Here is a 12036-nt window from a genome sequence, read left to right on the forward strand (position 1 = left end):
GCGCTGTGTTTCTTTAATATATAAGCTACTAACGTATTAAAATAGAAGTTCCTTTGGAAAAATGTTTTTGCCCGGTATCTGTATCGGTGTATTGTAAAAACCAAACGTAAGTGCCGGCATTGGCAGGTTGCCCATTGAATTTTCCATCCCACTTTACAGTCCAGTCGTTGGTTTCAAAAACGAGTTGTCCATATCGGTTAAATACTTTAAAAGTAAGGTTGATTGTTTTATAGGCGTTCAGCGGATATAAATAATCGTTCAATCCATCACTATTAGGAGTAAAAGCCGATGGTACGGCTATGTAGCAATTGTTTGCCAATACAATAGAAGCAGTGGTAGAATCTTTACAGCCAATGCTATCGATGATCAATAATTTAGCCCGAACGGTAGTAGTGATAGCAGGCGTAATATAGGATTGAGCATCGGGGTGTTGTAACGTGCTGGTATTGCCATTGCCAAAATTCCAGTTCCAGGAAATGATATTACCCAGGCTCTCGTCTTTAAATGTCGCCAATTCATTAGGGCATAAAATGGTATTCGTTTCAAAAGCAGCTTTCAATTCGTTATTTAAAATTATTAGCTGCGAAGATGTATCGCTGCAAACACCATTGCTTACTATTAGAGAAGTGGTTCTTGTTCCAAACAAAGTATAAGGAATAACAGGAGATTGTAGATTGCTTTTGATTTTATCATCAAAATTCCATACCCAGCTATTTACCTGCCCGTTACCGTCATGCGAATAAAAAACGGAATCTATTTTACAGCCATACTTAATACGGTAAGAAAAGTCAGCATTCACAGTATCATTTGCTGTAAAGCTTATTGATGATCCAACCGGCATTTGCATCCCACATTCATTTGTCATTGTATTGCCGTCGCTGCCAATTTTTGCACGAATGGTATAAGTTCCGCCGATTTTTATGGGAGAAGATAAATTGACTTGTATATGATCTGTCAATCCATTAACACAATTAGCAGCTGCGCCCGCAATTGTAACGGGAGTGGGGCCGCTAATCACCAGGTCGGTTCCGCCCGGCTCAACCGTACTGCAAAGCACAGGAGTAGAAAAAACAAGTTGTAAAGTAGAAGGCGCACAACCAACAGGTGCAATGCTGTCCAATTCTGCGGCATGCGGCGGTGTGATTATTATGGGTACGCTTTCATTCACATCAATGCCGTTATTACAATTATCAACTATGGTATTGCTGTCGTTCCCATTTTTTACAACTAATAAATAATTACCGGGTTGCAATGCTTTGTTCAATGTTATTTCTACCGAATCCATGTCAAAGGAGCTGCTGCACTGATAGCTGGATGCTGCAATAACTGAAAAGCCGGGAGTATTAATAGCAAATTCGCTGCCGTCTGCAGAAAGACTGCTGCACTTCATTTTTTTATTAAGCTTGATCCTTATTTGTTTATTATCGCAGGAAGCAGATGCGCTTGCCATATGTGGCTTGGTTGTATCTGTAATAACAGCTGTTCCTCCGCCAAACGTTAACGAGTACCCGCTTTGAGTTATAGTGAAATGACTTACCAATAAAAGATAATTATGTCCTTGGATCAATACCGGCATCGATGAATACAAGGGAATGCCGGGGCCATCACACATCATTACCGCAGAAGCATTTTGCGAAGTTCCTGTCGGTCCAAAATCTCCCGACCAGTTACAGGCAATGATCAAAGAGCTATTGGTGTAAACTTCAGAAGGATCATGGCCTGTAATGTCATAGAGTTGCCAATCATAATCTTCCTGTAAAACGTTGGGTAAAATAGTAAAACCTAAAGTTCCCGCCTGGAAACAGGTGAATTTATACCAATATGGATTGATATCTGTATAGGGTGCCATGGAGCCGGCACATTTTGTTACTACGGCAACACGTTTTCCCCCGCAAATGGGCACAGTCGTTTGTCCAAAGGTAGAAGTGCCGCAAACAGGAAAGGCTGTAGAAGGGTTTTGCCCTAATTCAGTACAGGTTTGTGCTATTGTAACAGAAGAAACAAACAGCAATAGCAATAAAAATAAAAAAGACCTTGGCATGATTCGTTGGCAAATAGCTTTATGACACCTTGTATTGTTCATTCGCTGCAAATACAGGAAGAAATTGCTGTAAGATATTAATAATTCGGCATAGCATATAAAGTTGTAACGAGCTCCTTGCCGGCTTGCTATTATGATGAGCGTGTTGTATTTTGTTGTTACAAAAGCCTGTAATAGAATGAGCCAGATAACTGCAGTTAAAACACGTGTTCAATCAATAGATATATTACGTGGTATTATAATGGTAATTATGGCCTTAGATCATGTACGTGATTATTTTCATAAAACAGGAATGACGAACGATCCATTAAATCTATCTACAACAACGCCTGCATTATTTTTTACAAGATGGATAACTCACTTCTGTGCACCAATATTTGTATTTCTTTCCGGCACATCTATTTACCTGGTCAGCACCCGCAAGACAAAGAAAGAAGTAAGTAGTTTCTTAATTAAACGTGGACTATGGCTTGTATTGATTGAAGTAACCTTGATCACTTTAGGATGGACATTTAACCCTTTTTATAATGCATTTGTATTGCAGGTTATTTGGGTAATCGGAATTAGTATGGCAATAATGGGATTATTGATCTGGTTGCCGTATAATTTCTTATTGATACTAGGATTGGCATTTGTATTCGGACATGATTTAATCGACTATGCGGAAGCAGCACATGCAGGTGCTTATAGTTTTTGGTGGGACCTGTTGCATCACGGAAGTTTTGCAGCAGCACATTCATTGGATAAAACTCATGTGATCGTAACAGCCTATGCACTCATTCCGTGGTTGGGTGCGATGATATTGGGTTATTGTTTTGGGAAATTGTATTCTCCGGGTGTAAATGGAAGCATACGGCAAAAGTTATTGTTTCGTTTAGGGTTTTGTGCTATTCTTTTATTTGTTATTGTAAGATGGATAAATATTTATGGAGATCCGCGTCCATGGACAACTCAGCAAAGCTTCTTTTATACTTTTCTCGATTTTATTAAAGTAAATAAATATCCGCCATCCTTAATGTATTTATGTATGACGATCGGTACGGGCATGCTTATGTTAGCGCTATTGGAAAATGTAAAAAATAAAACAACCGGTTTCTTTAATGTTTTTGGAAGGGTTCCTTTCTTTTACTACATACTTCATTTATACCTGATACATCTTATTTGCGTTATCCTGTTTTTTACTTCGGGATATACAACGCAGCAGATTTCAGCGCCGGGGCAATTTTTTAATTTCCGTCCCAATAATTTCGGCTACTCTTTACCGGTAGTTTATCTGATTTGGCTAATTGTTATATTCCTATTGTATTTCCCCTGTAGAAAATACAACCAATATAAGAGTACGCATAAACATTGGTGGCTGAGCTATTTGTAAAGAGAATTATTAGTTGAGATATTTTTTAATTTCAGATAATTTAAAAGATACTATCGTACCATCTACACTCATGCAAGCACTGCTAAGCCCAAATGTCACATTAAACCAGATTTGATCTCCATAAAATGAAATTCCCAGCTCATTCATTTTATAAAAAGGAATAGAATCAATTCCGATAAAGCAGTCTTTGGTTTGAGAGTCAGTAGAATATTGTTTATAATCAGCTTGGATTTGCTTATTAATTAATGTTAATAATTCTTCTTGATTGGCATTAAATATCTCAGAGTTAGTTGCAGGAACGAATTTTTTATTTTCCTTCTTATAAACTTCATATTCGTAGCTATATCGTCCTTTATAATCAGGCTCTCCAATAGATACAAGCTTAAAGTTTTTCAAAAAACATGTTTTAGTAATAATAGGATCAAGCCCATGTCCTTGTCGTTTTAATTTCTCAGAACAGGTAACTTTTACATTGCCCGAATCTTTAGAAGTAGAATCTATTGATACATACAAATTACTTGCTTTAGAAAAATGAAAGCAAAACAGAAGAGCTACAATTAATGAGAGTTGTTTAGCCATTTTAGAAAATTTACTTCACCATTCCTTTTATTTCCTGCAGTTTCAATAATGCTTCAACAGGCGTTAAGCGATTAATGTCTACAGTAGATAATAATTTTCTTATTTCATCAAATGTAGAAGAATGTTCATCAAAAATGCTTAGCTGCATTTTAGGAACGTTCAATTGTTTTACAGCCTCACCAATAGAAGTATCCACATGCTTTTCTTCGAGTTGATGTAATACTTCATTTGCACGTTCTATTAAGCCTGGAGGCATGCCCGCCATGCGTGCCACATGAATACCAAAACTGTGTGTACTGCCGCCCGGCGCCAGTTTACGAAGAAATATGATTTTATTACCTACTTCTTTGTTGGTAACGTGATAGTTTTTTACACGAGGTAATTTCTCCTCCAGCTCATTCAGCTCATGATAGTGCGTAGCAAATAAAGTCTTTGGTGCATTGCCCGATTTATGCAGGTATTCTACAATGCTCCACGCAATGGAAATACCGTCATAAGTAGATGTGCCTCTTCCTATTTCATCAAGTAATATCAAGCTACGTGATGAAATATTATTAATGATGCTGGCTGTTTCATTCATCTCCACCATGAACGTACTTTCACCACCGCTCAAATTATCCGAAGCGCCCACACGGGTAAATATTTTATCCGTTAACGGGATCTTTGCATCACTTGCAGGAACAAAGCTTCCGATATGCGCCATTAATGTAATCAAAGCCGTCTGACGAAGAATAGCGCTCTTACCACTCATATTCGGTCCCGTTAGTATGATTATTTGTTGCGATGATGAATCCAACGAAATATCATTCGAAATATATTGTTCACCAACGGGCAGATTTCTTTCAATTACCGGGTGGCGACTGTCTTTCAATTCCAGTGCCATTCCATCATGTAACAATGGCTTTTTATAATTAAAATGCAAGGCATTGTTGGCAAAACAACTAAGACAATCGAGTGTTGCCATTACCTTTCCGTTTATTTGAATAGGAGCGATGTAATCCTGTAATTCATTCAACAACTGATCGTATAACTGTAATTCTATTTGCAGGATTTTATCCTCAGCACCAACAATTTTTTCTTCGTATTCTTTTAATTCAGGAGTAATATAACGTTCTGCATTTGCCAGTGTTTGTTTACGGATCCATGTTTCAGGCACTTTGCTTTTATGCAGATTGGTTACTTCCAAATAATAACCAAACACATTATTAAACGCCACTTTCAAAGAAGATATGCCTGTTATCGTTGCTTCCTTTTGTTGCAGTTCAATTAAATATTCTTTTCCACTACCGGCTATTTTTCGCAACTGGTCTAATTCTTCATTAATGCCATTAGCTATCATTCCACCTTTTGCTGCAACAGCAGGAGGATTTTCACCGATCTCTTTTACGATCTTATCTAAAATATATTTACAAGGATTCAGTGAATCGCCTAAGCGTTTTAGATATTCATTCGTTGAATTTTCACAAAGTAATTTTATCGCTTCTGTTTGTTGCAAGCCTTTTGCAAGCTGTACTACTTCCCGGGGATTTATTTTCTTAGTAGGAATTTTACTCACCAATCGCTCCACATCACCTGCTTGCTTTATATGATGCGTTATTTTATTTCGTATATCTACTTCTTTAATAAAAAATTCTACGGTACTTAATCGCTCATTAATTTTTGCAATATCATTCAGCGGTAATACCATCCAGCGGCGAAGCATACGTGCACCCATTGGCGATGAAGTGTTATCTAACACTTTCAATAAGGTATTGCCACCATCATTGCCAAACAATTCCAGGTTGCGAATGGTAAAACGATCCATCCATAAATGCTCCTCACGATTAATTCTCTGTATAGAAGTAATGTGTTGTAAGTTCGGATGTTCTGTATCTTTTAAGTAATGCAGCACAGCGCCGGCAGCAATAACACCTTCATGCAGGTCCTCTACACCAAAGCCTTTCAGGCTATGCGTATTAAAATGCTTTAATAAACTTTCAACAGCGTATGTTTCAGAAAATATCCATTCATCCAACGTGTAAGTAAAAAACTTACTGCCGAAATATTCTTTAAAATGCTTTTGTTGATTGCGTTGATAAATTACTTCAGCAGGTTTTAAGCTTTGTAATAATTTGTCGGCATATTCTCTATCGCCTTCGGCAATAAAAAATTCACCGGTGCTTATATCTAAAAAAGCGATCCCGATCTTTGTTTCACTAAAATGTAATCCTGCTAAAAAATTATTGGTGTTATGTTCTAATAATTTATCGTTGGTGGCAACGCCCGGAGTTACCAATTCTGTTACACCACGTTTTACAATTCCTTTCGCTTGTTTAGGATCTTCCAATTGATCGCAGATGGCAACTCGATAGCCTGCTTTTACCAACTTATGTAAATACGTGTCCAGTGCATGATGCGGAAAGCCCGCCAATTCTGACGATGCAGCGTTTCCATTATTGCGTTTGGTTAATGTAATGCCCAAAACTGCCGATGCGTTGATGGCATCCTGTCCGAATGTTTCATAAAAATCACCTACTCTAAACAACAAGATGGCATCAGGGTATCTTGCCTTGATAGCGTTGTGTTGTTGCATTAAAGGTGTTTCTGTTGCCGCCTTCGCCATGAAATTTTATAAAAATTATTTTATGTACTTAACTAAGTACTACTATTAACATCGTTGTGTCACTCACTTGTACGACTATCACTATTCATCTTTTATCTAAGAAAATTTCGAATAAATCATTCGATTTTTTTTGCTGTCAGTCTGAGCTTGTCGAAGACGGACTTGTTTTTTATTATCTAAACGCCTGCTTTCGACAAGCTCAGGCTGACACCCTTTCAATTAAAGGTTCCAAATATCAATCATAAAAACTCAAATATCAAATTCCAAAATCCACAATTATAGATTTCAATTACTTTTGCAGCATGAGAAAGTTGAGCATGGACGAGCTAAACCGTAAATCAGTGGACGAATTTAAGCAATCAGACAAGCTGTCCATCATTGCCGTGCTCGAAAACATCCGCAGCGCTTATAATATTGGCAGTGTATTTCGTACAGCCGATGCATTCTTATTAGAAGCCATTTATATAACAGGCTATTCGGCAATTCCGCCACACAAGGAGATCAAAAAAACAGCCTTAGGCGCCGAAGAAACCGTAAGCTGGAAGCATTTTGAGAACGCGGGGTCGGCAATTACCGAATTAAGAGAGCAAGGTTATAAAGTGTATGCAGTGGAGCAGGTGCAGGACAGCATTTCCTTAGAAAAATTTGCAAGCAACTCCACCGATAAAATCGCCGTTATATTCGGCAATGAAGTAAGTGGGGTAGAGCAAACAACCATTGCAGAATGTGATGGCTGCATAGAAATTCCTCAATTGGGCATGAAACATTCTTTAAACATTGCCACAGCCGCAGGTGTTGTGTTGTGGGAGCTTGTCAGAGCCAGGATTTTGAATAATTAAAATGATTTGATTTAATATGTCAACAATAAAGAATTATTTATCGCTAATAAAATTTTCGCATACCATTTTTGCAATGCCTTTTGCATTGATTGGATTTTTTTTGGGATTATTTCATAAAGTTTTTGGAGGTGAAGCTTTTTTAGTAACGGGAGATTGTATTCCTTTTATGGTTAATACATATACGCTTTTTACCTGGACAGAAACAATAATTAAGTTTGTTTTAGTTATTCTTTGTATGGTTTTTGCCCGCAGTGCAGCCATGGCTTTCAATCGCTATTTAGATAGAAAATTTGATGCACAAAACCCACGTACAGCCATACGAGAAATTCCTAAAGGAATCATTACTCCAAAAAATGCATTGATATTTACTATTGCTAATTGTTTATTATTTGTAGTCACTTGCTTCTTTATTAATACAGCTTGCTTGATATTAGCGCCAATAGCATTGTTTGTTATTTTATTTTACAGTTATACCAAACGCTTCACTGCTTTATGCCATTTGGTATTAGGAGTAGGATTAAGCTTGGCGCCCATTGGTGCCTACTTAGCGGTAACAGGCAAGTTTGCATTATTGCCTGTTCTATTTTCATTCACTGTTTTGTTTTGGGTAAGCGGCTTCGATATTATTTATGCCTTACAGGACGAAGACTTTGATAAATCACAACATTTGCATTCCATACCCGCTGCACTAGGAAAAACAAAAGCATTAAGAGTTTCCGAACTATTACATCTTTTATCGGCAGCTTGTGTAATCACTATTGGAATTGACGGGCATTTTGGTTTATGGTACTGGATAGGAGTGGCAGTGTTTATCGGAATGCTCATCTATCAGCATTCAATAGTAAAGCCAAACGATCTACGTAGGGTTAACATTGCATTTATGACAGCAAACGGAATTGCATCTGTAGTGTTTGCTGTATTTGTACTCTTGGATATCTTTATACATCATTAAACTTTAATAAGCCCTTTTAGGCGTTTTGGGTATGGCAAGAATCCTTTCAATAGATTATGGCGGAAAGCGTACAGGTATTGCTGTTACAGATCCCTTACAGATCATTGCTACGGGCTTAACTACTATTGATTCAAAAGAATTGATTCCTTTCTTAAAAAAATACTTTCAGCAGGAACCTGTAGAATTAATTATAATCGGACTGCCCGTGAATTGGGATGATTCCGATACGAACGCAACACCATTGGTCAAGGAAGCCATTAAAAAGCTGCAAAAAGAATTTCCCTCTATTCCACTTAAAACGGTTGACGAACGCTTTACCTCTAAAATGGCGAAAGATGCCATGCTGGAAATGGGTATGAAGAAAAAAGACCGCCGGGTAAAAGGCAATGTGGATGTGATAGCGGCAACCATCATCTTACAGGAATATCTCCAGTCAATTGGTTAATTTATGTATTGAACATAACTTTGCGCCCATGATTCTTCCAATAGTAGCCTACGGCTCGCCCGTATTAAGAAAAGTAGCAAAGGATATAGATTCCGCTTACCCGGAGCTAAATAAATTAATAGAGGATATGTGGGAAACCATGTACAGCAGCAATGGCGTGGGTTTGGCTGCACCTCAAATAAATAAAGATATTCGCCTGTTTGTAATTGACAGCGAACAAATATTTAAAAACCTGGAAGAAGATGGGGAACAGATCGATTATCCCGATAAGCCGGGCTACAAAGGTGTTTTCATTAATGCGCATATTGTGGAATTGGGTGGTGAAGAATGGTCGTATAATGAAGGTTGCCTGAGTATTCCTAAAATAAGAGAGGATATCATGCGTAAAGAAAGTGTTACGCTTGAATATGAGGATGAAAACTTTGCAACGCACACAAAAACATTCAATGGCATCACTGCAAGAGTGATCTTACACGAATACGATCACATTGAAGGAAAGCTTTTTATAGATTATCTAAAGCCTCTAAAACGTACTTTATTAAAGCGTAAATTGGATGATATAACCAAAGGGAAAATTAAAGTGGATTATAGGATGAGTTTTGCTAAATGATGATTTATTAATATTCATATTTCCATTATCTTGCGCCCATTCAACCACCATTTATAACAATCTTTATGAGAACTCCTTTATTGATCTTGTCGGCAATTATTGTGCTGACAATAAGTTCCTGTAGCAAAAGTGATAATCCCGCTAATTTATCCGCTAGGATCAAAACTTATTCAGAAACCGTTACATCAAATGTTATAGGAAATAGTGCTGATAGTTTCCTTTTGTCTTATAACTCTGATGGGCAACTGGTAAGTATGTCTTCTATACCTCATCCACCTGCAAAAATAGCTTATGTGTATGGAGCGAATGACTTTAAGATGACGATTACAGGATATGATAATACGAATCTGTATGAAACGGTTTTCCTTAAAGGATCTTTAATTGATAGTACTTTTCAATACGATGACGATGGGGGAAGTGCTGATACTACAACTGAAAAATATTTTTATAACGGGAATAATCAACTTTTTCAGCTTAATACATACTACTACTATTTTGGGAATTCAGAACTTGATAAAAGCGAATATTACGTTTATGATGCAGCCGGGAATGTTATAAAAGATTCTACTGCAGGCGGCCAGGTTATTACATATGAGTACTATTTAGACAAAACGTTGGGAGTCGATGTCTCAAATCTATTTAACCCGTTCTTTGCATCCTTTAAATCTCTTAATTTGGTTAAAAGTAAAACCACTAAAGATTCTTATAGCGATGAAGTGGTAATATCGAATAGTACCTACACTTTTGATGCAAATAATAGAGTAGAAACCGAAACACAAACAATAACAGAAAACGGAAACCCTGCCGGTACTGCGATAAGGCGCTTTACTTATTATTAATAATAATTTTTTCTTTATGATATTTGCAGGTATGATTAAAAAGATCATACCTCTTTTTTTTATTTTGATCGTTGCCGATGTATTCGCTCAAAAACCGGCAGATACTGTTGTAATAGGACAAAAAGTAATTACACTTTCTACTGTATTGGTCAATAATAAATTCAATGTTCCTTCTTTTATCGAAAAAATTCAAAACGACACCTCTTTTTACAAAGCATTTAAAAACCTTCACGTGCTTGGCTATACTGCCTATAACGATATACGTATTTTAAATAAAGACGGAAGTTCAAAAGCCTCCTTAAACAGCAAAACAAAACAAAGTGTCAATAACGGTTGCCGCACCATGCAAACGCTGCAACAACAGGTAACAGGAGATATGTTTGATGCTGACAGCAATTTTAATTATTACACAGCGCAAATGTATGCTTCTCTTTTTTTTACAAAAGGAGCCGTATGCGGAGAAAACAATATTGTAGGTAATAAAGAATTTTCAACAGAAGGCAAAAGCGGTATTGACAAGCATAAAGAACAATTGAAGATGCTGTTCTTTGATCCAGGAAAGAAGATCACAGGTATACCATTCGTTAGTAATAAAACAGCTGTTTTTGATGATGATATGGCAGACCGGTATGATATGAACATCGACATGGATGATTATAACAAAACAAGCTGTTATATTTTTACTCTTACTGTTAAGCCTGAGTATAAAGGCAATGTTGTTATTGATGAAATGAAAACATGGTTCAACGACAGTACCTATGAAGTAGTAGCCCGCAATTATTCCTTAAGCTACAGCGCCGGCGTATACGATTTTGATGTGCAAATGGAAGTTCAGATGACGCACTATAAAGATCTATTAGTTCCGGCATTAATGCGTTACACCGGCAATTGGAAAGTGTTATTCAAAGGACGGGAGAGGGGTGCTTTTACTGCTACCTTATTCGATTTTAATTAATTCATTCAGCCGGAAAGTCGGTAAGCCGTATAACGACGATTAAGTAATAAATTTTCGCCTTCCCGTCTTACCGGCAACTAGTCAAAACTTTGGTATCAATATTGTTTTAATTAAATAAATAAGTTTTATGGAAAACAATAAAAAACTCGAAGACCTTCACAATCAATACCTCGAAAATGTAAACGATTATCTGAAAACAAAAGATAATCTTTCAAAAGAAAACAAAGAGAAAGTAGATAAAGCAAAAAGCGAATGGTTAGCAGCGTGGACTAAATTCCAGGAAACATTGTTATATCTTGAGCAACTTGAAATATAGATCCTAAGGCTCTTATAATATCATTTTTATACATTTGAATATGAAAATATTATTATTAGCCTTCGCTGTTTTTATAACAGCTTCGTTTAATGCAACTACTAATTCTAATGTTTTAATTGGAAAATGGGAATTGTTTTATATCGGTGCTGCAGGTGGCGGATGGGCTAGTGATGGAAACGATACTGTATCGTCTGAAAATTACACAGAGAAGTTGATCCCACATGGTAGATCTCAAATTATAGAATTTAAAAATGATAGTTTATATACGACCCAAGACTTTAGCGATAACTCTTCAAAGACTATTTATAACGGGAAGTACAAATTAATAGATAGTAATAAAATATGTTTGGGAAAAGTTTCTGATACTATGGTTTATAGTGTAATAAAAGATACGTTGATATTCCAAATACAAACACCTCCAGGGTATAATTATTCAGGCAAACCTCTTTTCATAACTAAATTTCTGCGTCAAAAATAATTCATGTA

Annotated in this window: 12 protein-coding genes; 9 read left to right on the top strand and 3 right to left on the bottom strand. The window is 36.7% G+C overall.

Going from position 1 to position 12036, the window contains the following annotated elements:
- Positions 1-28: 28 nt before the first annotated feature.
- Positions 29-2041, bottom strand: coding sequence for a T9SS type B sorting domain-containing protein (locus tag K9M53_RS07670; RefSeq protein ID WP_224019043.1), 2013 nt, complete (start codon positions 2039-2041; stop codon positions 29-31).
- 178 nt (positions 2042-2219) lie between these two features.
- Between K9M53_RS07670 and K9M53_RS07675 the strand changes: the two genes are divergently transcribed.
- Positions 2220-3413: a DUF1624 domain-containing protein gene (locus K9M53_RS07675; RefSeq protein ID WP_224019044.1), complete on the top strand. Its 1194-nt coding sequence runs from the start codon at positions 2220-2222 to the stop codon at positions 3411-3413.
- Between the two features lie 9 nt (positions 3414-3422).
- Here K9M53_RS07675 and K9M53_RS07680 read toward each other — a convergent pair whose 3' ends face one another.
- Entirely contained in the window at positions 3423-3992 is a 570-nt protein-coding gene (locus K9M53_RS07680; RefSeq protein WP_224019045.1) for a hypothetical protein, read from the bottom strand.
- 10 nt (positions 3993-4002) lie between these two features.
- Positions 4003-6594, bottom strand: coding sequence for a DNA mismatch repair protein MutS (gene mutS / locus K9M53_RS07685; RefSeq protein WP_224019046.1), 2592 nt, complete (start codon positions 6592-6594; stop codon positions 4003-4005).
- A gap of 302 nt (positions 6595-6896) precedes the next feature.
- On the opposite strand from mutS, the gene K9M53_RS07690 reads away from it, so the two are divergent.
- The 8 genes from K9M53_RS07690 (at position 6897) to K9M53_RS07725 (ending at position 12028) form a co-directional block, all read left to right on the top strand.
- Positions 6897-7433, top strand: coding sequence for an RNA methyltransferase (locus tag K9M53_RS07690; protein WP_224019047.1), 537 nt, complete (start codon positions 6897-6899; stop codon positions 7431-7433).
- A 16-nt stretch (positions 7434-7449) separates the two neighbouring features.
- Positions 7450-8385 carry a UbiA-like polyprenyltransferase gene (locus tag K9M53_RS07695; protein WP_224019048.1) on the top strand — a complete coding sequence of 312 codons (936 nt, stop codon included), beginning with the start codon at positions 7450-7452 and terminating at the stop codon, positions 8383-8385.
- Positions 8386-8416: 31 nt separating this feature from the next.
- A complete protein-coding gene (ruvX, locus tag K9M53_RS07700) occupies positions 8417-8830 on the top strand; it encodes a Holliday junction resolvase RuvX (protein ID WP_224019049.1) in 414 nt (137 codons plus the stop codon).
- A 28-nt stretch (positions 8831-8858) separates the two neighbouring features.
- Positions 8859-9440, top strand: coding sequence for a peptide deformylase (gene def, locus K9M53_RS07705; RefSeq protein ID WP_224019050.1), 582 nt, complete (start codon positions 8859-8861; stop codon positions 9438-9440).
- 65 nt (positions 9441-9505) lie between these two features.
- Entirely contained in the window at positions 9506-10279 is a 774-nt protein-coding gene (locus tag K9M53_RS07710) for a hypothetical protein (RefSeq protein ID WP_224019051.1), read from the top strand.
- Between the two features lie 16 nt (positions 10280-10295).
- Positions 10296-11234, top strand: coding sequence for a hypothetical protein (locus K9M53_RS07715; RefSeq protein WP_224019052.1), 939 nt, complete (start codon positions 10296-10298; stop codon positions 11232-11234).
- A 127-nt stretch (positions 11235-11361) separates the two neighbouring features.
- Positions 11362-11550 carry a hypothetical protein gene (locus K9M53_RS07720; RefSeq protein WP_224019053.1) on the top strand — a complete coding sequence of 63 codons (189 nt, stop codon included), beginning with the start codon at positions 11362-11364 and terminating at the stop codon, positions 11548-11550.
- A 40-nt stretch (positions 11551-11590) separates the two neighbouring features.
- On the top strand, positions 11591-12028 hold the full coding sequence (locus K9M53_RS07725) for a hypothetical protein (RefSeq protein ID WP_224019054.1): 438 nt from the start codon (positions 11591-11593) through the stop codon (positions 12026-12028).
- The last annotated feature ends 8 nt before the right edge of the window (positions 12029-12036 follow it).

It is taken from the genome of Ferruginibacter albus, from assembly GCF_020042285.1.
Lineage (GTDB): Bacteria > Bacteroidota > Bacteroidia > Chitinophagales > Chitinophagaceae > Ferruginibacter > Ferruginibacter albus.